The sequence below is a fragment of the Luteibacter anthropi genome, assembly GCF_011759365.1.
Classification (GTDB): Bacteria; Pseudomonadota; Gammaproteobacteria; order Xanthomonadales; family Rhodanobacteraceae; genus Luteibacter; species Luteibacter anthropi.
The window spans coordinates 372,838-398,444 of the sequence record NZ_JAARLZ010000005.1; the positions used below are offsets into that span (position 1 = coordinate 372,838).

The 25,607-nt window shown below is 64.2% G+C and carries 20 protein-coding genes; 9 read left to right on the top strand and 11 right to left on the bottom strand.

From position 1 onward, the window contains the following. The first annotated feature begins 190 nt into the window (after positions 1–190). Together asd and HBF25_RS11555 are read left to right on the top strand one after the other, a co-directional pair. Entirely contained in the window at positions 191–1,039 is an 849-nt protein-coding gene (gene asd / locus HBF25_RS11550) for an archaetidylserine decarboxylase (protein ID WP_166948514.1), read from the top strand. 129 nt (positions 1,040–1,168) lie between these two features. Beyond that, entirely contained in the window at positions 1,169–1,612 is a 444-nt protein-coding gene (locus HBF25_RS11555) for a hypothetical protein (protein ID WP_166948516.1), read from the top strand. A 6-nt stretch (positions 1,613–1,618) separates the two neighbouring features. Here the strand turns inward: HBF25_RS11555 and HBF25_RS11560 are convergent, their stop codons facing one another. After that, a complete protein-coding gene (locus HBF25_RS11560; protein WP_243853183.1) occupies positions 1,619–3,154 on the bottom strand; it encodes a transglycosylase SLT domain-containing protein in 1,536 nt (511 codons plus the stop codon). A gap of 134 nt (positions 3,155–3,288) precedes the next feature. Between HBF25_RS11560 and HBF25_RS11565 the strand changes: the two genes are divergently transcribed. Genes HBF25_RS11565 through greB form a run of 3 tightly spaced genes read left to right on the top strand, consistent with a single transcriptional unit; the run spans position 3,289 to position 6,537 of the window. Continuing rightward, the gene (locus tag HBF25_RS11565) at positions 3,289–4,791 is read left to right on the top strand and encodes a helicase HerA-like domain-containing protein (RefSeq protein ID WP_166948520.1); all 1,503 of its coding nucleotides are present in this window, start codon (positions 3,289–3,291) and stop codon (positions 4,789–4,791) included. Then, positions 4,778–6,040: a tetratricopeptide repeat protein gene (locus HBF25_RS11570; RefSeq protein ID WP_166948522.1), complete on the top strand. Its 1,263-nt coding sequence runs from the start codon at positions 4,778–4,780 to the stop codon at positions 6,038–6,040. The genes HBF25_RS11565 and HBF25_RS11570 overlap by 14 nt, the downstream gene beginning before the upstream one ends. Continuing rightward, a complete protein-coding gene (greB, locus tag HBF25_RS11575; RefSeq protein ID WP_166948524.1) occupies positions 6,037–6,537 on the top strand; it encodes a transcription elongation factor GreB in 501 nt (166 codons plus the stop codon). Before HBF25_RS11570 ends, greB begins: the two co-directional genes overlap by 4 nt. On the opposite strand, the gene HBF25_RS11580 is transcribed toward greB, so the two are convergent. Then, complete coding sequence (locus tag HBF25_RS11580; RefSeq protein WP_166948526.1) at positions 6,528–10,091, bottom strand: ATP-binding protein; 3,564 nt, start codon at positions 10,089–10,091, stop codon at positions 6,528–6,530. The two genes, greB and HBF25_RS11580, sit on opposite strands and share 10 nt — an antisense overlap. An 88-nt stretch (positions 10,092–10,179) precedes the next feature. On the opposite strand from HBF25_RS11580, the gene HBF25_RS11585 reads away from it, so the two are divergent. Further along, positions 10,180–10,815 (top strand): response regulator, encoded by a 636-nt coding sequence (locus HBF25_RS11585; protein WP_166948528.1) that lies wholly within the window; start codon positions 10,180–10,182, stop codon positions 10,813–10,815. On the opposite strand, the gene HBF25_RS11590 is transcribed toward HBF25_RS11585, so the two are convergent. Then, complete coding sequence (locus HBF25_RS11590) at positions 10,800–11,906, bottom strand: mechanosensitive ion channel family protein (RefSeq protein WP_166948530.1); 1,107 nt, start codon at positions 11,904–11,906, stop codon at positions 10,800–10,802. The two genes, HBF25_RS11585 and HBF25_RS11590, sit on opposite strands and share 16 nt — an antisense overlap. Before the next feature lie 53 nt (positions 11,907–11,959). Beyond that, on the bottom strand, positions 11,960–14,194 hold the full coding sequence (locus HBF25_RS11595; RefSeq protein ID WP_166948532.1) for a hypothetical protein: 2,235 nt from the start codon (positions 14,192–14,194) through the stop codon (positions 11,960–11,962). A gap of 93 nt (positions 14,195–14,287) precedes the next feature. Here HBF25_RS11595 and HBF25_RS11600 point away from each other — a divergent pair, with 93 nt between their 5' ends. Together HBF25_RS11600 and HBF25_RS11605 are read left to right on the top strand one after the other, a co-directional pair. Beyond that, a complete protein-coding gene (locus tag HBF25_RS11600; RefSeq protein WP_166948534.1) occupies positions 14,288–15,247 on the top strand; it encodes a glycosyltransferase family 2 protein in 960 nt (319 codons plus the stop codon). Next, positions 15,219–15,755, top strand: a complete 537-nt coding sequence (locus HBF25_RS11605) for a mismatch-specific DNA-glycosylase (protein WP_166948536.1) — start codon at positions 15,219–15,221, stop codon at positions 15,753–15,755. Before HBF25_RS11600 ends, HBF25_RS11605 begins: the two co-directional genes overlap by 29 nt. On the opposite strand, the gene HBF25_RS11610 is transcribed toward HBF25_RS11605, so the two are convergent. Together HBF25_RS11610 and HBF25_RS11615 are read right to left on the bottom strand one after the other, a co-directional pair. Further along, the gene (locus HBF25_RS11610) at positions 15,731–16,948 is read right to left on the bottom strand and encodes a cytochrome c (RefSeq protein WP_166948538.1); all 1,218 of its coding nucleotides are present in this window, start codon (positions 16,946–16,948) and stop codon (positions 15,731–15,733) included. The two genes, HBF25_RS11605 and HBF25_RS11610, sit on opposite strands and share 25 nt — an antisense overlap. Positions 16,949–16,950: 2 nt before the next feature. Next, positions 16,951–17,652: a c-type cytochrome gene (locus HBF25_RS11615; protein ID WP_166948540.1), complete on the bottom strand. Its 702-nt coding sequence runs from the start codon at positions 17,650–17,652 to the stop codon at positions 16,951–16,953. Between the two features lie 120 nt (positions 17,653–17,772). Here HBF25_RS11615 and HBF25_RS11620 point away from each other — a divergent pair, with 120 nt between their 5' ends. Further along, positions 17,773–19,344 carry an amidase gene (locus tag HBF25_RS11620; protein ID WP_166948542.1) on the top strand — a complete coding sequence of 524 codons (1,572 nt, stop codon included), beginning with the start codon at positions 17,773–17,775 and terminating at the stop codon, positions 19,342–19,344. Positions 19,345–20,267: 923 nt separating this feature from the next. Here HBF25_RS11620 and HBF25_RS11625 read toward each other — a convergent pair. From HBF25_RS11625 to HBF25_RS11645, 5 genes are read right to left on the bottom strand one after another with little or no spacing between them, the layout of a single operon-like run. Then, the gene (locus tag HBF25_RS11625; protein WP_166948544.1) at positions 20,268–21,143 is read right to left on the bottom strand and encodes a UTP--glucose-1-phosphate uridylyltransferase; all 876 of its coding nucleotides are present in this window, start codon (positions 21,141–21,143) and stop codon (positions 20,268–20,270) included. Next, complete coding sequence (locus HBF25_RS11630) at positions 21,140–23,038, bottom strand: polysaccharide biosynthesis protein (protein WP_166948546.1); 1,899 nt, start codon at positions 23,036–23,038, stop codon at positions 21,140–21,142. Before HBF25_RS11630 ends, HBF25_RS11625 begins: the two co-directional genes overlap by 4 nt. After that, positions 23,025–24,062: an MraY family glycosyltransferase gene (locus HBF25_RS11635; protein WP_243853184.1), complete on the bottom strand. Its 1,038-nt coding sequence runs from the start codon at positions 24,060–24,062 to the stop codon at positions 23,025–23,027. Before HBF25_RS11635 ends, HBF25_RS11630 begins: the two co-directional genes overlap by 14 nt. Then, positions 24,059–25,231, bottom strand: coding sequence for a lipopolysaccharide assembly protein LapB (lapB, locus tag HBF25_RS11640; protein ID WP_166948548.1), 1,173 nt, complete (start codon positions 25,229–25,231; stop codon positions 24,059–24,061). Before lapB ends, HBF25_RS11635 begins: the two co-directional genes overlap by 4 nt. Then, positions 25,228–25,488 carry a LapA family protein gene (locus HBF25_RS11645; RefSeq protein ID WP_166948550.1) on the bottom strand — a complete coding sequence of 87 codons (261 nt, stop codon included), beginning with the start codon at positions 25,486–25,488 and terminating at the stop codon, positions 25,228–25,230. The genes lapB and HBF25_RS11645 overlap by 4 nt, the downstream gene beginning before the upstream one ends. Positions 25,489–25,607 lie beyond the last annotated feature (119 nt).

Here is a 25,607-nt window from a genome sequence, read left to right on the forward strand (position 1 = left end):
CGGAAAGAAATTCCGTCAGGTGTAGTCGACCATGGGCGCTATCTCGTCGTGGCGCTTCATGCCTCAAAACGATAGGTGCCATGTATCAAAAAGTGAAATTCATAATCATTTTTGCATCGATAGCCGCGATCTATGGGATTACGGCAGGCGCATGGTCTTGCGGGCAAGCGCGTCGTCTATACTCCCGCCGATGAAGCCCAATGTCCTGCTGCAATACATTCTTCCGCACCGCTTTCTGTCGCGGATCGTCTACCACGCCACCCGCTGGGAATGGGCTCCCTGGAAGAACTTCCTGATCGGGCAGATCGTGCGGCGCTATGACGTGGACATGAGCCAGGCCGCCCAGCCCGATCCGCTGGCGTACCAGCACTTCAATGCTTTCTTCACCCGCAAGCTGAAGCCGGATGCGCGCCGCGCCGACCCCGATCCGCAGGCGATCCTGTGCCCGGCCGACGGTCGCATCAGCCAGTCGGGCCGCATCCGCGACGGCCGCATCTTCCAGGCCAAGGGCCAGGAGTACACCGCCGCCGAGCTGCTGGGCGACGAGGCCAGCGCCGAGGCGTTCCGCAACGGCAGCTTCGTGACGATCTACCTCTCGCCGCGCGACTATCACCGCGTGCACATGCCGCTGGACGGCAGGCTCCAGGGGACCACGCACGTGCCGGGCCGCATCTTCAGCGTGGCCCCGTTCGCCGTGGAGGCCATCCCTCGCCTGTTCGCCCGCAACGAGCGCCTGGTCTGCCGCTTCGACGGCGAGCACGGCCCCTTCGTGTCGGTGATGGTGGGCGCCATCCTGGTATCCAGCGTCGCGACGGTCTGGGACGGCCTGACCATCCCGCCCTACGCGGCCGACATCCGCCGGGTGGACTGCAGCGGGCGTGGCGTCGCGCTTGAGCGCTTCGCCGAAATGGCCCGCTTCAACATGGGCTCCACCGTGATCCTGCTGCTGCCCGAGGGCTACGAGATCGACGCCCTTGAGCCCCAGCAGGTGGTGCAGATGGGCCAGCGCCTGGGTCACTGGGCAGGCGCAAAAACGTGACATATTGCGTCACATTGTGACCGAAACGACTTACATTCAGACCTGACCGGCGGTATGCTTCGGGCCTTCGATACCTCTTTAGAGGGAGGCGTCGAAGCCGGGAAGCATCCGTACTGGGGGAAGTCGTTCATGCGTCTGGTCAGCCATCTCATCGCCTTGAACCGCGAGATCCGCCTGCGTCGCCAGCTGGCCGACATCGAGCGCGTTGTCCTCGACCTGCCCGTGCGCGCGCATGCCGATCTCCAGCAGCTGGTTCGGCGCGAGATGGAGCAGGCAGCGGCATGTGACTTCCCGCACCTGTACGGCACCCCGCCGGAAGAACGCTACAGCACCTACGGCCACGGGCCTGACATCGGCCTCACCAAGGCCCGCTCGGAAAACCCGTTGATCGCCACGCGTGGCGTCGCCCTGTGGATCGCCGCCGTCTATCACGAGACGCTGGATTCGCACCGCCCGGGCATGGAAGAACTGCATCGGCAGATCCTCCGCCTGATGCGCCAGGTCAAGGAGCTATCGGCCCTTGAGCGCCGCGAAGCACCGTCCGACTGGATGGCACCCCGCGCCGCAGGCTGATTCCGCTCAGCGACACACCGGCACGCGCAGGGACTGCCCCACCTGTAACTGGTGCCCCTTGAGACCATTCATGCGCGCAATGGCTTCCACGTCGGCGCAGTCGCTCTTGCGTGCAATGCTCACAAGGGTATCGCCGCGACGCACCGTGTAGCTCTTCGATGCCGTAGAGGACGGCTTCGACGAAGAAGACGACGAAGATGCCGGGCCATTGGCCAGCGCTGCCGACGTGGCCGCAGGCGGCGGCGGTGCGACGATCTTCACGGCGTTGTGCAGGTCGCTGGCGAGGATGGGCCACGGGCCATCCGCACAGGCAGACGCATAGGCCTTTTCCAGCTGCTTGGGCACATCAAGCCGCGTACCCACCGGCTGGCTCACCTGCGGATCAAGGCGTGGATTGAGGTTACGCAACGTGCGGAACCAGCCGCCCTGCATGCCCTCGGCCGAGCCCAGGCAGATGGTGAGTTCGGAAATCGAGGCCGGGCGCTTCAGCACGATCTGCCCTGCTTCGCCGTCGATCTTCGGCCAGCGCAGGTGGTAGCTGTCCGGATGCAGGTACAGCCACGCGGCGGCGAGCACCATGGGTACGTAATCGCGGGTTTCGGCCGACATCTGGCCGTAGATCTGCGGATCGTAGAAGCCGGCGCCTGGATTCGCCGCGGCGATGCGACGCATGCGCCCTTCGCCGCCGTTGTAGGCCGCCAGCGTGAGTTCGAGGTTGTTGTTGAAGTTGGCCAGCTGCTCGTTGATGTACTGCGCATTGGCCTGCGCGGCCATCGTCGGATCGAAGCGCTGGTCGAACCCGCTGTCGTTGGACAGGCCGAAACGCAGGCCCGTGGCGTACATGAACTGGAGCGGGCCCGAAGCGCCGGAGCGCGACACCGCATGCACCTTGCCGCCCGACTCCTTCGCCATGATGCCGAACAGCAGCGCTTCGGGCAGGTCGGCACTCTTGTAGGCCGGCCACATCTTGTAGCGCATCATCTGGTAGTTGACGTAAGCGTCCATGAGGTTCGGGCGCAGCTGGGTGAGCCACATTTCCAGCGATGCCTTCACCGGGCCGTTCATCACCATCATGTCGGCGAACTTCTGGCCCTTGAGCAGGGTGACGCTACGCTGTGCCTGCGGCAGTGCACCTACTGCCAGCGAGCCCGAGGCGTCGCCCGGCTGGGCACCGACCTCGGCCGACTGCGGCGTGTCGTCGGTGTCCTCGCCCTCGATGAAGCTGCCGTCCTTCAGGCGCAACAGGCGATCGAACACGGCGGCAAAACGCTGCGGGTCGCAGCCCGGCGTAAGGCTGCACCGTGCCGAGGCATCCTTCAGCTGGTCGAGCGCCTGCTTGCGGGTCTGCGCGGCCTGAGGGGTGTCGCCCCGGCGAGCCTGGTCGATGGACGCCTCGTAAGCCTTGCTCGCCTGGTTCATCCGGTCGTACAACACATTGACCTGCGGCGCGGCCCTGCCCGGACGCGGGGCACCGCCCGACGCGCAACCGGCCAGGACGACGAGGGACAGGACAATGGCAGAACGAGGGAAACGAAGAGGCATTCTCATGGCTCGGGTACGACAATGCCCGCAACGTTAATCCCGGACACCCTGCAACTCAAGGGGGAATGGCCGGATTTTTCCCGCAGCGGCATACCGTTGCGTAAACTTGTTCAGGACTTTCTTAAGGAATAGCCATGTCCCGGATCCTCATTGGACGCAACGACGACACCACGGTCGAGCTGGACTCCCGTTTCGGCAATCGCCACGGCATGATCGCCGGCGCCACCGGCACCGGTAAGTCGGTGTCGCTGATGCTGCTGGCCGAGGGATTCTCCCGCCTGGGCGTGCCTTGCTTCCTGGCCGACGCCAAGGGCGACCTGGCCGGTCTCTCCCAGGCCGCCGGCGCTCCCACCGAAAAGCTGCAGGGCCGCCTTGCCAGGCTTGGGCTTTCGTCCTGGAAGCCCCAGGCCAATCCCGTGGTGTTCTGGGACATCTACGGCAAGCTCGGCCACCCGGTAAGAGCGACCGTGAGCGAAATGGGCCCCACCCTGCTCGCCCGCGTGATGGAGCTGAACGACACCCAGGAAGGCGTGCTGGAGGTCATCTTCCGCGTGGCGGACGACGAGGGCCTGCTGCTCCTGGACCTGGGCGACCTGCGCGCGATGCTGGCGTTTGCGTCCGAGCATGCGAAAGACATTTCCGCCCGCTATGGCCTTGTCAGCGCCACCAGCGTCGCCGCGATCCAGCGGGCCCTGCTGCGCCTGGAACAGGACGGGGCGCAGTCCTTCTTCGGTGAGCCCGCCCTGGAACTGGCCGACCTGATGCGCCAGGACATGAGCGGGCGCGGCGTCATCAATGTGCTGGCCGCCGAAACGCTCATCCTGAAACCCCGCCTGTATTCGACCTTCCTTCTCTGGCTGCTGTCCGAGCTGTTCGAGCAACTGCCTGAAGTAGGCGATCTCGATGTACCCAAGCTGGTGTTCTTCTTCGACGAGGCGCACCTGCTCTTCGACGATGCACCCGCCGCTCTGCGCCAGCGCGTGGAACAAGTGGTGCGACTGATCCGCAGCAAGGGCGTGGGCGTCTATTTCTGCTCGCAGAATCCCGATGACGTGCCGGGCGAAATCCTGGGCCAGCTTGGCAATCGCGTGCAGCACGCCTTGCGGGCATTTACGCCCCGCGACCAGAAAGCGGTCAAGGCGGCTGCTGAAACCTTCGCACGCAATCCGAAACTGGATGTGGCCGAGGTCATCGGCACGCTCGGCACGGGTGAAGCGCTCGCCTCCACCCTTGGCGAAGGCGGCGTCCCGTCACCCGTGCAGAAGGTGCTGGTGTCCACGCCTGAATGCCGTATCGGGGCGATTACCGCCGAGGAACGGGCAACGGTGCGTTCGCGCTCTCCCGTAGGCGCGAAATACGACACGTCGGTGAATCGCGAATCCGCCGAGGAACGGCTCGCTGCACGAGCCAGCCAGAAGAACGCGGATGACGCGCCCGCAGTCAAAAGCGCTGGCAAGTCGGCGGATGCTACCGATAGCGGCTGGAGTGGCGCGGTGCGTGATGCCGTACTGGGAACCTCGCGACGCCAGGGCATTCTGGAAACGATGACGAAGTCCGTGGTGCGCAGCGTCGGCACGCGCGCGGGCCAGCAGATCGTGCGCGGCATCCTCGGCAGCATCTTTGGTGGCAAGCGCTGACATGCGCCTGGAACGATTGGACCCGGAAACGTCTTTCGGAGAGCGCATACGTACCGGCTTTCGTTATCCCCTGCGCGGCTCCGGCCCGATGGTCATCGTTGCCGTCACCCTGTTCGAGACACTGGGATTCCTGCCGGGCACCCAGCTGCTGATTACCGGCCTCGGCTGGATCGCCATCTATGCCTATGCCTTCGAATGCCTGAGGCGATCCGCCGATGGCTATGCCGAACCACCGGAAGTGGCCCTGGAATCCCGGGACGGCACCAGCCTCGCCCTGATCATCATCCAGGTCACGGGCAATGCGCTTGCCGTGCTGGCTCCGATCCTGTTCGGCATTCCGGGCTTTCTGGTATCGCTGGTATTCGCGTTCATCCTGCCCGCGATCACCATGTCGCTCACGTTCGATGGCGTGCTCACGGCACTGAACCCGCTGACCTGGGTAGCGGTAATCGGCCGGCTCGGTGGCCACTACATGGCCTTGTTCGGCGTCGTGCTGGTCACCAGCCTGTTGCAGGGCGGGGCACAGTACGCCATGAGCGATCATGGCCCGGGTTTCTTCGGAGTGATCGCCTACTTCGCGATTGCCAATTATCTCACCGTGTACAACTTTCACCTCATGGGAGCGCTGATCCTGCATCGCCATGAAGCGCTCGGTTATCGCCCCGATGCCGAGTCACTCGCCATGGCCGTGACTCCCGATGACGACACGGCACTGTTGAAGCACGTCAACGAAATCGCCCGAACCGACATGGCCGCCGCAACGGATATCCTAACCGAGCGCCTTCGCGAAGGCGTTGCCCCTGCGCCGCTTCATCTGCGTTACCGGGAGCTGCTTCGCGCGCAGCAAAGGCGTCCTGAACTGCTCGTGCATGCGCAGATATGGATTGCGGCACTCGTCACCGGCCATGAAGCCCGCCGCGCACTGGGTGTCGTGCAGGATGCCATCGACATCGATCCCGCCTTCATCCCCGATGCGCCAGCCAATTGTGGCGCGCTGGCCGATGTCGCCGCGCACGGTGGCATGCTGCGTCTTGCGCTGCACCTGGCCGAAGGCTACCTGCAATCATGGCCACAAGACGAAGGCGCGCCGCACTACGGCCTGCTGGCCGTGCGCATGCTTCACCGCCTCGACCGGCGCGACGACGCTGCCTCCCTGGCGCGCTCCCTTATCCACGCTTATCCGGAACACCCTGTCGTGCACGATCTCGAAGCCCTTCTCGATACCCTTGGCGCAGGCGTGCGCTCATGAGTCGCTGGCGACCACCTTCGCCGTCATCCACCGCGATCATCACTCGCGACGGATTCGAACGCCTCAAGTCCGAACTGGACCACCTTTGGCACACCGTCAGGCCCGAGGTGGTAAAGGCCCTCGCCGCTGCCGCCGCCGAAGGCGATCGCTCGGAAAATGCCGAGTACATCTATCGCAAGAAGCAACTTGGCGAGATCGACCGGCGCGCGCGTTATCTCAGCAAGCGCATCCCGGTGCTCAAGGTCGTCGAAACCGCACCATCGCAGCGTGACGCCGTATTTTTCGGAGCCACGATGGAACTGGAAAACGTGGATACCGGCGACACCGTGCGTTATCGCATCGTGGGCCCCGACGAAACGGATGCCCGACTGGGCTGGATCAGCGTCGACTCACCACTTGCCCGTGCCGTGTTGAAGAAGCGCGTGGACGACGAATTCGAAGCCGAACTGCCGGGTGGCAGGACACGTTTCGCGGTGCTCAGCGTCGACTACGACTGAGCACCCGCCAGGGGCACGAGGCGTTCGGCGAAGCGCTCCAGGCCGTCATTGAACTCACGCACGGCCTCGGCAAACCGGCTGACCGCTTCCACGTCTACCGGCGCACCGCCACGCAGGGCAAGCTCCAGCCGCTCGCCCTGCTGACCTACGTCGGACGTGCCGAAGACGTTGACGCCGCCGAGGACGTGATGGATCCAGCCTGCCGTTTCTTCCCGCTCCGCCCGCTCGAGTACCGGCGCAAGACGGCCCAGCGCATCGCGTGTCGTGGTCACACCCGCACGGATCACCTGGGCGACATTCTCGTCGGAACCGAAAGCCCGGCGCATACGCGGCATGTCGAGGGACGGCAGTGGCGCGTCATGTCGGCCAAGCCAGCGCTCCACGGCCTCGTGGAAGGCTTCCAGGCGAATGGGCTTGCGCAGGAGATCATCCATGCCCGCGGCAAGACACAGATCGCGCTGGTCCGCACGCGCATCGGCCGTCATGGCCACGATCGGCAGGCGCGTGGTGCCACCAGCTTCGCGCCTGCGGATTTCGCGAGCCACGGCATAGCCGTCCATCCGGGGCATGTGGCAGTCCACCAGCAGCAGGTCGTACGACGAACGATCAAGCGCTTCCATGGCGGCAACGCCATCGTCGACGACATCACAGGCGTAACCATGCATGCCTAGCTGCACACGCACCAGCTCCTGGTTCACGGGATGGTCTTCCGCCAGCAGGATGCGGGCTCCGGGATGCATTGCCTGCACGGCGCCATGAGCTGCTTCGGCGGATTCCGGCTTGCGTGACAACTCGATCACGGGAAGCTCCAGCGTCACCGTCACGCGTGTGCCCTGCCCCGGTTCGCTCTCGATGCCGATATGACCGCCCATGCGCTCGATCAGGCGTCGCGAAATGCTCAGGCCCAGGCCGGTGCCGCCGAAACGTCGCGTCGTAGACGATTCAGCCTGACTGAAGGGTGCGAAAACATGACGCAACTTGGCCGCATGGATGCCGATACCCGTGTCGATCACCACGATGACCAGCCGCTGGCGGGCACCCACCTGCTCCGCCACGCTCACCTCGATGGACACCTCGCCGTCGGAAGTGAACTTGATGGCATTGCCCAGCAGATTGAGCAGCACCTGGCGCAGGCGGCCATCGTCGACAAGCACCGATGAAGCCAGGGCCTCGTCGAGGTGCGCGACCAGTTTCAATCCCTTGCGCTCCGCCTGCCCTGCCATGATGGCCACGGCACCTTCCACGATGGCCCGCGGATCGGCAGGGCGCGCATCCAGGGTGAGATGACCGGCCTCGATCTTGGAGAAATCCAGCACGTCGTCGAGGATGTGCAGCAAGGCTTCGGCCGAGTGCTCGATCGTAGCCACCATGCGCCGTTGCGATCCGTCCAGCTGCGTGCGTTCGAGCACGTCGAGCAGGCCGATCACGCCGTTCATCGGCGTGCGTATTTCATGGCTGATGGTGGCAAGGAAATCACTCTTTGCGCGCGTTGCCGCCTCCGCTTCATCGCGCGCATGGGCGAGGTGACGCGAGGCCAGCTCCTGCGCCGTGACATCCACCCAGTAGCCGTTCCAGCGCACCGTGCCATCCGCCGCAGCCAGAGGCACGGCGTCGGAACTAAGGTAACGGACACGACCACCTACCTGGGCGCGCACGGTCAGGTGCAGGGGGCGCAGGTCGCGCGCCGAACGCTCGAAGGCTTCACGCATCGCTGCGCGCTCTTCCGCCGCCACGGGCACGAGCATGCTCTCTCCGCCGGCGAGCATCTGGCCGGGCTCCATGCCCAGGATGGACTGCGGGTCGCCACCCACGTAGGTCATGCTGTACGAGCCGTCCGTACCGCGAACGGCTTCGTAGACCACGGCGGGCACATGCGCCGTCACTTCCGCCAGGCGGCGCTCGGTACGCTCGCGCCGGCGTGTTTCACGACGCAGGTTCAGGTATGCGTAGCTGATCGCGATCAGCGATGCGAACAGCACGGCAACGAAAGGCAGCACCCGCCCTGCGATTTCTTTCCAGGTGGGCCCCACCACGTAGTGCGAGGCGAACCAGGTGTTACGGATTTCCTGCTGGCGATGGGTCGGCAGGTTGACCAGGACACGGTTGACCAACGGCAGCAGCTGCCGTGCCAGTTCGTGGCGCACGCCGATCGCGATGGCTTCGTTTTCGCCCGTAGGTGCCGCGACCTTCAATTGCCCGAGAAAATTCTCACGAATGAGGTAATCGATGGACGCCAGGTTGCCCACGAACGCATCGCCCGCGCCTGCGGCCAGACGACGCAGCCCCTCCGCCTCGGTCGGTGCGGCGATGATCTGCGCGTTGGGCACCTGCGCAAGCAGCCGGCGAATGGGCTCGCGCGTCACGTTGCCGATGATCCGTTTGCCCGCGAGGTCGTCCAGCCCGGCGATCGTCGGAGACCCTTCGCGGGTGACGATCATGATGGGAAAGTCGAGGTAGGGCACGCTGGCCTCGAGATCGGGCGATGTCGCGCTCTGCGGATTGATCGCCGCGACCAGGTCCACCTGCCCGTGCCGCACCTTCTCCACCGTGCCGGCCCAGTCGTCACTGGGCACCTGTGTGACGCGCACACCCAGTTCCGCGGCGATTTCCCTCACGTAATCCAGTGCCAGGCCCTCGGCCTCACCCTGCCCCGTGATGAGGCTGAAAGGCACGTAGCTCGGGTCCACGCCGAGTCGCAGGGGCGGCAGATCGTGCAGCCAGGCCTTTTCGTTCTCGCTGAGGGGAATACCGCCCAGTCGAGGCCGCGGCGCGATATCCCGGCCCACCCAACGGGCACGCAGGCGCCCATGGTCGGCCGCCGTCAGCTCGCCCAGCGCATGATCGATCGCCCGCCCGATCGGAGCACGCTTTTCCGGCACGGCGAAGGCCAGTGAGCTGATCGGCAGCGCCAGCGGCAGGCCAACCCCCAGCTCGTGATCCATGCCCAGGCGCCCGATGAACTCGCGCGCGGAATAGGGATTGTCGATATAGGCCGCGGCCTCGCCCGATTGCACGCGAGCGAATGCATCAGCCGTGGATTCGGTCTCCACAAGGGTGGTTTCCGGCAACTCGCGACGCAGTGCGGCGATATCGAAATAGCCCGCATGCACGGCCAGCCGCTTGCCACTGAGGTCGCCCGGACGATGGATGGGCGCTGCATCCAGGCGCTCCACCAGCGCCGGCAGGGACTCGAAATACGTGGCCCCCACCCGGATGCCCGGCATGCCCTGCTCCAGCGGAGTGACCGACGTGGCGACATCGATCTCCCCCCGTGCAAGCGCCGCAAGCAGGGCCGGCCAGCTGGGATAGACACGCGTCTGCAGGGTCACCCCGAGCTGGCGTGCGATTTCCTTCAGGTAGTCCGGGCCCAGGCCCTCCAGCTCGCCGTCACGAAGTTCCTCAAAGGGCGGATAGCCTTCGCGATAGGCGCCGACCGTCCAGACCGGGTGCTTGCGCAACCAGTCGGCGTCCTGCGCCGACAGCGCACCCTCCGGAACGGCCCGGGCCAGGGGTGCCAGCACGAGCAGGATTAACAGAAATAGGGCTCGGGTCACTGCCTCGTCTTCGTAAGTGGAACCTTAGTAGGCATAATCGGTCTGATATCAGCTGTACCGCAATGCAAGTTTAAGGAGAAATCGAGGCATGCCACTCAAAGTCATTCTGGCGGACGACCACCCGCTCGTCCTTGTCGGAGGTGCCCTGGCGCTAAGGAATGCGCACATCGACGTCGTAGGAGAAGCGAAAAGCCCGGAAGAGCTTCTCGCCCTGCTTGAGACCACACCCTGCGATGTGGTTATTACGGATTTTCTCATGCCAACCGACAAACAGGACGATGGTTTTGTCCTGCTCGACCGTTTGCGCGAGAAATATCCACAACTGGCCGTCATCGTCCTGACGATGATCAACCGTCCGGCCGCCCTCAATTCGATGCTGACCCGCGGCGCCCGCGGCGTCATCGACAAGCGGGCCCCCATGGATGAACTGGCCACCGCCGCCAAGGCGATCCACGAAGGTGAAACCTACCTGAGTGAAACCCTGCTCGACATCCTCAACGAAGCCGACGAGTCTTCTGCATCCATGCCGGGTGCCCCCCTCTCGCCGAGGGAAAAAGAGGTCATCAAATCCTTCGTCAACGGCATGTCGCTACAACAGATAGCCGACCGCGAAGGCAAATCGGTAAAGACCATCAGCCGACAGAAGCGTGACGCCATGCGCAAGCTCGGCGTAGACCACGACAGCCTGCTCGGTGACTACGTACGCGATCACGGGCTGGTCTGAGTCCGGGCAGCCTCAGGGAGCGCCGACGATTCCCCGGCGCTCCCGATCTCGCCCCTCAGGCGAGGAAGAAACCCGGGATACTCGCGACGCACGAAGGCAATGAGCCCCTCCCTCACCTTGCAGCGCAAGTCCCACGACTTGCCGGAGTTGGCTGAGCTCATCAACGCGCGCAGCTGCATGGCCTTGTCGTTGGTATCCACCACCTGAAGCACGCAGACGCGGCCATCCCATTCGGGTGCCTCGCGACATATGCGTTGCAGCTCGTCGCGCAGGGGGTCAAGCGGCAGCCCGTAATCGAACCAGAGCATGGCGGAGCCCAGGATCTGCGAGCTTCGGCGCGTCCAGTTCTGGAATGGATGCTCGATGAAATACTGAAGCGGAACGACCATGCGGCGTTCATCCCAGATCTTCACCACGACATAAGTGCTGGTGATTTCTTCCACGCGCCCCCACTCGCCTTCCACGATCACCACGTCATCGATGCGGATGGGCTGGGTCAGTGCGATCTGTATGCCTGCGATGAGGTTGCCCAGCACGGGTTTGGCAGCCAGGCCCACGGCAAGCCCTGCCAGGCCCGCCGATGCAAGCAGGCTCGCGCCAAACTGACGCACGGCGGGAAACGTCATCAGCGCCACGCCGGTGCCGAGCACCACGATAACCACCATAGCCGTGCGGCTGAGCACGCGCGCCTGCGTCTGTACGCGCCGTGCGCGCAGATTGTCTTCAAGGTCGATCGGGTTGAAGCGCGACACGGTGGCTTCGAGCGCACCGACACAACGCACGAGAAACCATGTGACGGCCGCCACCAGTGCCAGCCCCACCAGATGCTCGGCACCGGCGATCAGCCGTGCAGGCTGGTCGGGGGCGCCGCGAAACGACACCAGCAGCATCGTCAGCGGCACGATCACATCCAGCGGGGCGCTCGCCCGGGCAAGGATAGCGGCACTCATGGGGTGACGCACCGCCAGGCGGCGAAGCAAGGCATGCGCCATCCGGCGGAGGATTCCCGCGGCGACCAGCGCGACCACGACGGTCAGCGCGAAGCGCGTCCACGGATGCGAGATGTCGGGCACCCAATCGGAAAGGCTCATGGTTTCCCAGCCTAACCACCCGGATGTCCACGACATGTCGTGGCGCAGGAAATTCAGCGCCAGCTGTCGGGGCGCCGGAAGGCCTCTGCAACCATGCGCCAGGGCTGGAACGTGAAGGTCAGGGTGTGTGGCCCGGCCCGTACGCAGACCGCCCTCAACAGGCCATCCGCGCGGTGCGACGGTACTTCGACGCCGTCGACGCGCGCCACCCAGCCAGGAAAATCCTGGTCTGTCACGAGGATCCAGCCGGCCTCTTCGCCAGAGCTACGAACCGTGGTCTGGATATGTGTCGCATCCGTGCCGTCCAGTTGGCGCAGGCCGTTACAGTGGGATGGGATGCCGCTCGCGTCCGCGGCATCGCGCGGCGTAAGCCAGAGCGTCGTGGCGAAATCGGTAGCCGCAAAGGCCTCGGGTGCAGGCGCCTGCCCCGGCGCAAGCGTACGAACGTGCACCGGGGTCATCACCCTGGGATAGGCCGCCGGATTTTCCAGCACCTCCACTTTGGCATCTGCATACACACGTGCGTCATCCGGCAACGGTGACTGCCAGTCCGTACTTCCCATGCCCGCACGCTGGACGACGTAACGCACCCCCAGCAGCCGGTTCAGCGCGCCACCGGGGTCGGGGTTGTAGTCCGTCAGCGGACGCGGCCCGTCACCGATGGTGTACACCGATGCGCCGTACCAGCGGTCGTACACCGACCAGCGCAGTGGTCCGTAACCGTGCGTTGCAGGGATGTCGTCCAGGATGAAGTTATTGCGCCATCCCGCGCCGAGTTCCTGCGTCTCCGTACGCGGCCCGAATCCGTTGTGGCCTTCAGCCCGCGAACGCGCGGCAAGGAAATGCGTGGCACCTTCACGCTGGAACCGCTTCACCGGGTCACCGCGCTGGTTGAACGCACCATTGAGATTGAAGCAGCGGTAGTCCACCACGATCAGCGCCAGCATCCAGAACGCAACGACGCCGATACGCTGGTTGTACCGGACGTGCCCCCACGCCATAGCAGCGACCACCGCTGCCATGATGCTGGGCGCCTGCCACGAGGCACCATTGCCGCGCATGTGGATGCTGGCCAGCAACAGCCATGCGAAAGACAGGCCGAACAGCCATGACAGCTGGCGCCGGCAGCCGAGATCCATGCGCGAGATGGCGAATGCCGATGCGAAAGCAAGCAGCAAATTGATGAGATAAGCACTGTCCGACGGACGCCGGAACTGTTTCACGCCGGGAAACCACTCGTAAAGCAGGGCATATACCGGCGTGTGATCGCCCACCATGTAGATGACGGCCAGCAACGCCGCCACACCGAAGAACACGAGGTAGCGCCGCCATGACGGCTCGGCCCACATGCGCCGGGCGCCGAACCCTATGCATAACAACGGAAGCGCGCCGACGTAGAAGAATGTTTCGATGGGATCGGCCGGGCCATCGTAGTGACCACGCAGGCTGTGCAAGGCATTGGGATCGACCAGGGTCAGCAGGCTCCGCCAGTCCAGGGCACGCTCCAGCGCATCGGCCAGGGGAAGTGCCGGTCGGTTGGATACCTGCACGAAGGCATAACTGAAAAGCAGCTGTGGCAGCGCGAGCACTACGCCGAGGAAACCCGCGAACACCAGCAGGGCGATGAGCTTCCAGTGTGGCTCGCCAGGCTGTCGACGCCACCGGCGGACCAGCGACACCGCAGTGAACCCGCAGAGCAGCAATCCGACGAAATAGGTCAACTGCACAGGCTGGACCAGGATCCACCCGATCACGAGGCCCAGCATGCCCGCACGCAGCACGCCGGGCTGCTCGAACAGGCGTAGCAGCGCAAGCAATACCAGCGGCAGCAGGCAGTAGACGATAAGGATGGGCGTGTACTGGATGCGCGATGCGGCAACGCCTCCGGCCATGAAGACCGTCGCGCCGACCAGCGCACCGAGCCAGGCCGAGCGAAGCCGGCGCAACAGAGCAAACATGCTCACCGCCCCCAGCAACAGATGCAGCAGGGCACCCCATATGAACCAGGTCGGGCCAGGCACCTTGCGCAGCAGCATCCAGCCCGTCAGCAGGGGCGAGAACAGCATGCCCTGGGGGTCGGCGATCTGTGGATACCCGGAGAAGATGAAAGGGTTCCACCATGGAGCCAGTCCCTCCCTTAGACTGTGCGCATTAAAGTACGCCACGGGATAGAACTCGCTCATCGCGTCGCCGGGAAGCACGCGGAAGCCGAGCAGCAACGGCAGATGCAGCGCGGCCCACAGCAGCACCAGCACCGCGAGCCCGCGCGATAGCGAAAACCTGGACATGAGGATCCGTTGAATGAAGTACCGCAAGGCCTGCGACGTGGCGGGCATTCTATCCGCAGCCCGTGGGGGCCGTCGCCTGCTCCAGGGTGTCGCTTGACCACCCCGTCCACCCTGGCCGTGCTGGTGCCCGCCTACAACGAGGCTGAGGTTATCGGTGAATTCCACCGGCGCCTGGCTGCCGTGCTCGATGCCCTGCCCTTGCGCAGCCGTGTTCTCTATGTGGACGACGGCAGCCGGGATGCTACATGGGACCTGATCGACGCCCTGTCGCGAAGCGATGAACGCGTGCAGGCCCTGCGCCTGTCGCGCAACTTCGGCAAAGAGACAGCCATGACGGCCGGCCTGGATCACATGGATGCCGATGCCGTGGTGGTCATCGACGCCGACCTTCAGGATCCGCCGGAACTCATCCCCGCCCTGCTCGAGCGGGCCGCCCAGGGCTATGACGTGGTCTACGCCACCCGCGCCCGCCGCGACGGCGAAACCTGGTTCAAGCGGTTCACCTCGGCCGCCTTCTACCGCACCATGGAACGGCTCTCGCATACGCCGGTACCCCGGGATACCGGCGATTTCCGGTTGATGAACCGACGTGCCGTGGCCGCGGTGAATGCCCTGCGGGAGCGCCAGCGTTTCATGAAGGGCCTGTTCGCATGGATCGGCTACCGGCAGAGCTCCCTGGTGTACGACCGCGATGCGCGCAACGCCGGCACGACGAAGTGGAACTACTGGCGGCTGGCCAACCTCGCCATCGAGGGCGTCACCTCGTTCTCCACGGCGCCCCTGCGCGTCGCCTCGTGGCTGGGCTTCTCCGCTGCGTTCCTGGCCTTTCTCTACGCCGCCTGGGTGTTCCTGAAAGCCATGTTCTGGGGTGACCCGGTACGCGGCTATCCCACGCTGATGGTGGTGATCCTGTTCCTTGGGGGTGCCCAGTTGCTGGCCATCGGCCTCATCGGCGAATACGTGGGCCGTACGTACGCCGAGACAAAACGGCGGCCGCTCTATTACATCGAGGACAAACGCGGCGATGTCGGCGATCCGCCCGCCCGTGACTGAGGCCATCCTGCCCGACGTCCTGGACACGGGGCTCGCCGTCGTCTTCTGTGGCACCGCGGCTGGCACCCGGTCGGCGCGGGACGGCGCTTATTACGCCCATCCCGGCAACATGTTCTGGCGAACCCTGTTTGCCGTGGGACTCACGCCGCGCCTGCTCGCGCCAGCGGAATTTCCACTCGTCCATGGCTTCGGCATCGGACTCACCGACCTGTCGAAACACCACTTCGGCAACGACGACGAACTCCCCGGCGATGCCTTCGACGCAGGCTCCCTTCGCGCCAAGATGGCCCATTTCCAGCCACGCATGCTGGCCTTCACCAGCAAGCACGCAGGACGCGCAGCCCTGGGACCGAAGGCCGGCTATGGCCTCCAGCAAATCTCGTGGGGCGCGACGCGCCTGTTCGTGCTGCCCTCCCCGTCAGGTCAGGCGCGCCGCTCCTGGAACCCCGCCATCTGGCAGGATCTCGCCCGGATCGTTTCGATTCACTCGCCGGGCACCGACCGATAGGCCCTGACGTCTTCCGGGGACACGGCAATGGCCCTGTTCGACCACGCCTGGCGGATGTACGACACCACGCCCGCCACCTCGTCATCGCTGAGACGCTGGGAGAACGGCGGCATCGAATAGGGCCTGGGGTTGCCTTCCGTGGCAGGCGCAAACCCACCTGACAACACCACGCGAATGGCGTTGATGCCCGTAGGCTCGGTCACCGTGGGGTTTGCATCCAGCGGCGGATAGGCATCGCCCTTTCCGCGACCATCTCCCGCATGGCAGCTGGCGCAGTGTTTGTCGTAGGTCGTCTTGCCGTTGGCTACCAGGTCCTTCCAGCCGGCCGCCGACTCGCCCAGCGGACGCGCCGGGCGTTGGGGCAATGCGACCAGATACGTGGCGATAGCAGCCAGATCGTCGTCGGTCAGGTGGCGGGTGCTTTTCATCACAACCTCGGCCATGGGGCCGAGCGCCGTGCCACGTGGCGAGCGCCCTGTCTTCAGCAGCGAGACGATGTCCGCCTCGGTCCAGCCGGCCAGCCCTCCGTGCGGTCCCGTGGACAGGTCGGGGGCATACCAGTTCTGTACTGGAACAATGCCGCCAGCCAGATAGGGGTCGGTCACTGCGGCACCAAAGCTGTTGCGACGCGCATGGCATTCGTTGCAGTGCCCCAGGCCTTGCACCAGGTAGGCTCCGCGGTTCCACGCCTTCGTCTGCGATGCATCGGCTTCGTACTCGCCCTTGTCGAAAAACATCGTGCGCCAGGAACCCATGAGCCAGCGCATGCGGTAGGGAAACCGCAGCGTGTCCTGCAAGGCGGGCTGATGCACCGGTGGCAGGCTTTTCAGCCACGCGAACATGGCATCGCTGTCCGCACGCGTGACCTTGGTATAGGAGGGAAACGGAAACGCCGGATACAGCGATGTTCCATCGTGCCCCTTGCCCTCGTGAAGCGCGCGGTAGAAATCATCGGCAGTCCAGCGGCCGATACCCGTATCGGGATCCGGCGTGAGGTTGGGCGCAGGTATGGTGCCGAACGGCGTACCGATGACGCGACCACCGGCCAGTGGCTTGCCATTGCGTGCCGTATGGCATGACGCACAGTCGCCGATGGTGGCGAGGTAGCGACCTCGTTCCACGATGTCGTCGGCCTGCGACGCACAGGAAAAAAGCAGCCCCAGGAAGAGGAGTGTCCATCGCTTGGCATGCATCGTCAGCTCCCCAGTACGCCGCAATGCAGCGGAGGCGTCACGCTGCCCTCGGGGGCGGCATGCGCATTCTCCGGCACGGGGCGTGTCGCCAGCCACGCCGAAATGGCACTGATATCCGCATCGCTCAATCGCCTGACGATAGTCGCCATGCAGTCGGGCTCCGTCGTATTTCGCGTATTGGTGCGCCATGAGCCGAGCTGCGCACTGATGTAGTCGTAAGGCAGGCCGACCAGGCCAGGGATATCAGGCTGCACGCCCGTGAGCTGTGTACCGTGGCAGGCCATGCATGCCGGTATCCGGCGAGTGGGATCGCCCTGCGTGGCAAGCCGCTCTCCCCTGGCCATGGCCTCGGGGGTGACGCCCGGCGCCGGATGCGTGACATACGGGACATCCTGTGCTGCGAAATACTCCGCGATCTCCCGCATGTAGTCATGACTCAGGTAGGCCACCTGATGCTCCATCAGCGGGTAGTGGCGCAGGCCTTTCTGGAAATCCTGCATCTGGCGAAACAGATAGCCCGCCGGCTTGCCGGCCAGCCGGGGATTGAAGCCGTTATCCCCGCCCTCACCCCGCTCACCATGGCAGCTGGTGCATGCTGCGATGCGCTGCACCAGCGTGTCGGGAACCGGTGTATCGGCAGCGACAACGGAATCGAAGCAAGACATGATCCATACAAAAACCAGCCATGGAACGAACGATCGCATGTGGCTCTCCCTGGGCAATACCTTGGGCGTCCGCACACTCGCTACGGACGTGGCATGCAGGCAGTATAGCCATGGGCGACATGCGTGGTCGCACGTTCTTGTCATTCAGGGGGAGGCGCCATGCACATAACGTTGAAGGCAACGATCACCGGTTTCGCGCTGGCCTGTTTCGCAGGGCACGCGAGCGCACGTACATCCGTGGACCATGATGCGTTCGCGTCCATTGCCGATATCCACAAAGCCTATGCATCCGGTGAACTCACCGCTGAAGGACTTACGCGCTTGTTCCTGGATCGCATTACGCGCCTGGACCAGGCAGGCCCTTCGATCCATTCGGTGATTGAAACCAATCCGGATGCGCTCGCCCTTGCCGCGAACGTGCCTGCGAATACACCACTGGCCGGCATTCCTGTGCTGCTGAAGGATAATATCGATACGGGTGATCGCATGCAGACCACTGCAGGTTCGCTCGCACTGCTGGGAAAGCCTGCGCCACGTGACGCCACAGTGACCGAAAAACTGCGCAAGGCGGGTGCCATCATCCTGGGCAAGGCCAACCTGAGCGAATGGGCAAACATTCGCTCGCCTCATGCCACCAGTGGCTGGACTGCGCGCGGCGGCCTCACCCGCAACCCTTATATCCTCGATCGGAACGCCTGCGGATCAAGTGCCGGTTCTGCGGCTGCCGTTGCTGCCGGGTTTGCCACGGTATCGCTTGGTAGCGAAACCGATGGCTCGATCCTGTGTCCTGCGTCGATGAATGGCCTGGTGGGAATAAAGCCTACGGTTGGCCTGGTAAGTCGTGCCGGCATCATCCCTATTTCCTCCACGCAGGATACTGCCGGCCCCATGGCGCGCAGCGTAGCCGATGCGGCGGCGGTGCTTGGCGTCATAGCGGGCAGCGATCCACGCGACCCGGCCACGGCGGAAGCGGATCGTCACGCGACCGACTACACGCGCTATCTCGACCCGGATGCGCTCCGTGGAAAACGTATCGGTGTCGTACGCCGCCTGGCAGGTATCGAACCCAATGCCGATCGCGCACTGGAAAAAACCATTGCCATACTGAAGGCCCAGGGCGCCACGGTAGTCGATCCCGTCGAGATCCCTCACCTGAGCGAGCTGAGCGATCGCGAACTGGACGTCATGCTGACGGACTTCAAGCACGACATCGCCGCCTATCTGGCAACGCGACCGGATCAGCCCATGAAAACGCTAGCCGACCTGATCGCCTTCAACGAACGCATGGCGCAGAAGGAAATGCCATGGTTCGGCCAGGAGCTTTTCGTTGCCGCACAGGCAAAAGGCGGAATCGATGATCCTTCCTACATCGAAAAACGCGAAACCAACCGCCGTCTTGCCGGCCCGGAAGGCATCGATGCAGCGCTGAAGAAAGATCATCTCGATGCCCTGCTTGCGCCGTCGTGGGGACCTGCATTCACGACCGACCTGCTGCTTGGTGACCACGTAGTCAGTGGCGATCCCACGATCGGCGGCGTTTCCGCACCCGCGGCCATCGCGGGCTACCCGTCGATCACCCTGCCTGTGGACGTTGTGCATCATTTGCCCGTGGGTGTCGTTTTTTTCGGCACGAAATGGAGCGAACCGACTTTGATCGCTATCGCTTACGGTGTTGAGCAGAAAGCCCAGGCATTCAGGCGCCCCACTTTCCTGCCTACGCTGCCGTTGTAAAAACAACCTGATCATTCGCCCTCACGTCGTCCCTGCGAAAGCAGGGACCCAGGGCGGTGCAACAGGTTTTCGTGACAGGGTCACCTACACACAAGCTGATGCAGCGCAGCGGTGCTTACTGGTGAACCGGGGCGCTGGGTTCCTGCGTTCGCAGGAACGACGGACTATGAGATTGCAGCTCCCCACCTATCCCTCACGTCGTCCCTGTGAAAGCAGGGACCCAGTGCGGTGCAATGGGTTTTCGCGAGAGAGTCACCTACACACAAGCCGATGCAACGCAGCGGCGCTTACTGGTGAACCGGGGCGCTGGGTTCCTGCGTTCGCAGGAACGACGGACTATGAGATTGCAGCTCCCCACCTAACCCTCACGTCGTCCCTGTGAAAACAGGGACCCAGTGCGGTGCGGTGGGTTTTCGCGAGAGGGTCACCTACACACAAGCCGATGCAACGCAGCGGCGCTTACTGGTGAACCGGGGCGTTGGGTTCCTGCGTTCGCAGGAACGGCGGACTATGAGATTGCAGCTCCCCACCTATCCCTCACGTCGTCCCTGTGAAAACAGGGACCCAGTGCGGAGCGGTGGGTTTTTGCGAGAGGGTTACCTGCACACGAGCCGATGCAACGTGGCGGTGTTGGCTGGTGGACTGGGGCGCTGGGTTCCTGCGTTCGCAGGAACGACGGGTTGCGAGATTGCAGCTCCCCACCTAACCCTCACGTCGTCCCTGTGAAAACAGGGACCCAGTGCAGTGCGGTGGGTTTTTGCGAGAGGGCTACCTACACACAAGCCGATGAAACGTGGCGGTGTTTGCTGGTGAACCGGGGCGCTGGGTTTCTGCTTTCGCAGGAACGACGGGGCTGCCTCCTGCCCCTCAACAAAAAAAGGCCCGCCAGTGGCGGGCCCTTTGCGATGACCACCGGACGAAGCTCAGGCCTTGTTGGCAAACTCGCGAACGATCGGCGCAAGCTTCGGGTCTTCGAGCGCCATCGCCATGGTGGCGCGCACAAGACCGGCCTTGTTGCCGCAATCGAAGCGCGTGCCTTCGAAGCGATAAGCCAGCACCTTGCCATTGTCCTTCAACAGGTTTTCGATGGCATCGGTCAGCTGGATTTCACCGCCGGCACCCGGGGTGGTCTTCTCCAGGTAGTCGAAGATAGCCGTCGGCAATACATAGCGACCGACCACGGCGAGGTTCGACGGCGCATCGGCGGGCTTCGGCTTCTCGACCATATGCTTGATGACGGAAGAACGCTCATCAAGCTTCTGCGTGGCGTCGACGATACCGTATTTGTCGGTGTCCTTCTCCGGCACCTCCTCGACGGCGATCACGCCTGCCTCGTGAGCGGCGGCGGCTTCCGCCATCTGGCGCAGCGCACCCTTGCCCTTGTTCCAGATCAGGTCGTCCGGGAGCATCACGCCAAAGCGCTCGCCCTGCACCACCGACGAGGCGCGACGTACCGCATCACCCAGGCCAAGAGCTTCGGGCTGCGTGACGAAGATGCAACGGACATGGCTCGGCAGGATGTCACGAAGGATCTTGAGCAGCTCTTCCTTGTGCTTCTCCGCGAGCTTCGCTTCCAGCTCGTAGGCCTTGTCGAAGTAATCCGCAATGGCATGCTTATAGCGATTGGTGACGAACACCAGCGTGTCGGCACCGGCGTCGACGGCCTCGTCCACGGCGTACTGGATCAGGGGCCGGTCGAGCACCGGGAGCATCTCCTTGGCAACCACCTTGGTCGCGGGAAGGAAGCGCGTCCCGAGGCCGGCTACTGGAAATACGACCGTGCGCAGGGGTTGGGTCATGCGTTGTCTCCGTTCTCATTGCGTCGTAGCGGCACAACGTTGTCGCTCTGCGGCTCGGTCCAGCGGAAGGACGGCAGCAGCTGCGACACGCAGCGGCGCAGGGTATCTTCATCGAACTGCGCCACCGCCTCTTCGGCACGGGCCAGCTGGGTCTGCAACAGGTCCCACGACACCTGCCGGTGCTGGGCCTGGAAAATCTTGGCGTGCGTCGTGCTGGTGTAGTTTTCGAGGGGGTGGAACAGTTCCTCGAAGAGCTTCTCACCTGAGCGCAAACCGGTGTACACGATCTGGATGTCCGAACCCGGACGCTTGCCCGCCAGACGGATCATCTGCTCGGCCAGGTCGCGGATCTTCACCGGATCGCCCATGTCGAGCGCGAAGATCTCGCCACCCTTGCCGAGGCTCGCCGCCTGCAGGATCAGCTGACAGGCTTCGGGAATCGTCATGAAGTAGCGCGATATCTCCGGATGGGTGATCGTCACCGGACCGCCCTGGCGGATCTGCCTGCGGAACAGCGGCACCACCGAGCCGGCCGAGTCGAGTACGTTACCGAAGCGGACCGTAATGAAACGTGTAGACGTATGCGCGGCGAGGTTCTGGCACCAGATCTCCGCCATGCGCTTGCAGGCACCCATGACCGAGGTCGGGTTGACCGCCTTGTCGGTGGAAATCAGCACGAAGGATTCGACACCGCAGCGCACGGCCGCATTGGCCACCACGCGGGTACCGAGCACGTTGTTGCGGAAGGCCTCACGCAGCTGCCCCTGGAGCATCGGCACATGCTTGTAGGCCGACGCATGGAACACGATCTGCGGCTGGGTTTCCTCGAACAGGCGGTTGATCGCCACCGCCTCGCGGGCATCCGCCAGCACGCCGTTGAAGATGAGCTCTGGATAGGCCGAGGTCAGTTCCTGGCCGATCCGGTAGAGGTTGTACTCGGACATCTCCACCACGGTCAGCGACTGGGCGCCGAGCCGGGCAACCTGGCGACAGAGCTCGGAACCGATCGAACCACCACCGCCGGTCACCAGGACGCGGCGGCCGCTGACGTTCTCGCGGATAGCCGTCCAGTCCAGCTCGACCGCATCGCGACCCAGCAGATCCTCGATGGCCACTTCCTTGATCTCGTTGAACTGGGCGCGACCGGCCACGACGTCTTCGAGACGCGGAACCGTGCGGAACGGCAGGCCCGTGCTTTCGCAATACGAGACGATCCGGCGCATCTGCGCCGTGCTGGCACCGGGTACCGCGATGAGCAGCATCTGCACTGCCACGGCCCGCGACAGTTCGGCGAGCTGGTCGACCGTACCCAGTACCGGAACACCACCGATCTGCGCGCCACGAAGGGCCGTGTTGTCGTCCACGAAACCGATCACGCTGTAACGGCTGTCGCGGCGAAGATCGCGCGCCAGCGCATCGCCTGCGCGATCCGCGCCCACGATAAGCACCCGCTTGGTCGGGGTGGACTGGAACAGGTCGATGCGGCTGTCCTTCCAGAAGCGGTAGCTCAGGCGAGGAAGGCCCAGCAGTACGACTAGCACCACCGGATACACCAGCAGCACCGAGCGCGGCACACCGTCGAGCCGCGAATACATGACCATGGCCAGGCCGATGATCAGCGAGCCGATCACCGTGGCACGGATGATGTTCCACAGGTCGGGCAGGCTCGCAAACCGCCATACGCCCTTATAGAGCCCCGTCCAGTTGAACACCGCGCCCTGCACCAGAAGCACGATGGGAAATTCCATCGGCAGGTAGGTGACCGGCTCCAGCGACGGCATCAGGGCATAGCGCAACGATTTGGCGATCCACCAGGCGAGCGCGGCCATGGCCAGGTCGTGGGCGACCACGGCGGTACGCGGGTGGATGATGCCGATGAACTTACGCAGAAACATGTCGCTCCCTTCGACGCAAGCAATAACGCTTGCCAGTACGCCAGACCGCTGCCCCTACCACATACGTTGCCACGAAACACAAGGGCCCCGCCTCGGGCAGGCGGAACGCGATCCATGCGACGGGAACGCAGACGAGAACGTTCCATGCCAGGTAGCCTGCGGCCACCCGCCGGTGGGACGAACCCCGTCTCACGAGCCACTGATAGAGGTGCTCGCGGTGCGGAGTGTACCAGCGCGCACCACGAAGCATTCGCACGAGCAGCGTCAAGGTGGCGTCGATGACGAAGGCCGACGAGAACACCAGGGCGGGCCACAGCAAGTTCGTACGACATGCCCAGAGCATCGCGGACATCGCGAAAACAAAGAGGCCCAGGGTGCCGCTGCCCACGTCACCCATGAAAATACGGGCTGGCGACCGGTTGAACCACCAGAATCCTGCGGATGCCGCCGTCATGGCCAGGCCGGCCCCCGCAAGCGCCTGGGATCCGGCACTCCAGGCCAGGGCCGCGCTGGCGGCACCAAAGAACATCGCCTGCTGGGCCGCCAGCTCGTTGATGCCATCCATGAAGTTATGCAGGTTGATGCACCAGACACCCGCCAGCAGCAGGGGCAGCGCCCACCAGAGGCTGGTCGTCGTCGCGGCCACGGCCACACATAGAAGCAGAGTGGCGGCCAGCTGGATGAACAGACGGGGCCGGATCGGCAGCGAACCGTGGTCGTCGAGCCAGCCGATGGCGGCGACAGCCACCGTGGCCACCGTGAATGCGGCTACCACCGGGCCACCCGGCGACATGGGAAGCAGCAGAAGTGCTGCCGGCATGCCCACCAGCGCACCCAGGACGATACCGATACCACCACCACGCGGCGTGGGAATGGAGTGCGAGCGACGACGCCCCGGGGTATCGAGCATGCCCCGCCGCTGCGCGTAGGCAATGGCGGCACGGACGCAAAGGAAGGAAACGATGAAGGCAATGGCCGTACAGCCGGCCAGGGTCTGTACCCCATCCATGACCGGCAGCGTCATTCGTTGGCCACACCGTGGATGGGACGAACCGTGCCCCAGTTCTTGCAGCTCGGGCACTGCCAGTGATGGGCCTTTGCACCGAAACCGCAGCGACTGCACCGGTACATGGCCTGCCCTTCCAGCAGCTTGCGGGTCAGGTCGCGGAGGATCAGGTAATTTTCGCGGGCTTCGCCGGACACCTTGTCCATGGTGGCATCGATGAGCGCCATGAGACCACGGACGGAGGGGCGCTTGCGCAGCTGGCCAGTGAGGAAGTCGATGGCCGTGCGCTCACCGTCCCTGCCCTCGTAGAGTCGCGTCAGCGCCAGTACCGGCGAAATGCCGTGATAGCGTTGCATGATCTCGCGCAGGAAGTCCTCCGCGCGATCCATCTGCTGTGAGCGCGAATAGCAAATGAGCAGTGGTGGCAGGATTTCGGGCACGAAAGCGATGTCGGCGGCAATGGCCGCCTCGTAGGAGGCAATGGCCGCCGGCATGTCGTCGTCTTCGGCCGAAAGCCGGCCGGCGATCATGTGGGCACGCACGCAATCCGCCTGGCAGGAAAAAGCCTCGCGCACATAGTCACGGGCTTCCGTACGCGCGCCGTGCAGACGCGATTGCTCGGCCAGCTCGCAATAGAACTGGGCGATCATGGCCGACTCGTCTTCGCCGGTCATGGCCTCCATGCGGCGCGCATGGTCGATGGCTTTGTGCCATTCGCGCTCGTGCTGGTAGATCGCAATCAGATGGCGCAAGGCCGACGGTGCCAGGGCGTCCATCGCGACGAGATCGGAGAACAGCGTCTCTGCGCGATCAAGCAAACCTGCGCGCATATAGTCTTCGCCCAGTTCAAGCAGGGCGATGGTCTTCATTTCGTCGGACAGCCCCTGTCGCGAGACCAGGTGCTGGTGAACGCGGATGGCGCGGTCTACCTCACCACGCTTGCGGAACAGGTTGCCCAGCGCGAGATGGGTTTCCACCGTATCGCGGTTGTATTCGGCCAGGCGCAGGAATACCTCGAGCGCCTTGTCCTGCTCCTCGTTGAGCAGGTAGTTCAGGCCACGAAAGTAATCGGAGGAAAGCTCGTTGACCCGCTCACCGGAACGCCGCGTATGCGTGCGACGGGCAAACCACCAGCCGGAAACAAAGGCCAGCGGGGGTATCAGCGCCAGCAGCCAGATAGGATTCATGCGGACGTCGCGCTGCCTGCCTTGCGGTCACCCAGTGCACGAGGGCGCCTGCGCTGATGGGCGAAGGACGTACCCACCCATGCGGTGATGCCCCCCAGTATCCAGCCGATCAGCAGGGCCACCAGCATGGCGGCACCCTTCGGGAGGGAGGCGCGTGCGAAACCGAAATCGAAGGGAACGAGGTCGGCATTGAGCGCGCCGAAAACGATGCCGGCGGCGACGAACAGCAGCAGAAGGATGATGGCGATCAGACGCATCCGGCGACTGTACCCGAATCATGAATGGCGTGGTGTGCCGCGATTACGATTTCGTACAGGTTGACAAGGCCTGTTTACGGCAATGGATGGGCCATGGCCCACAGGGACATAAAAAAACG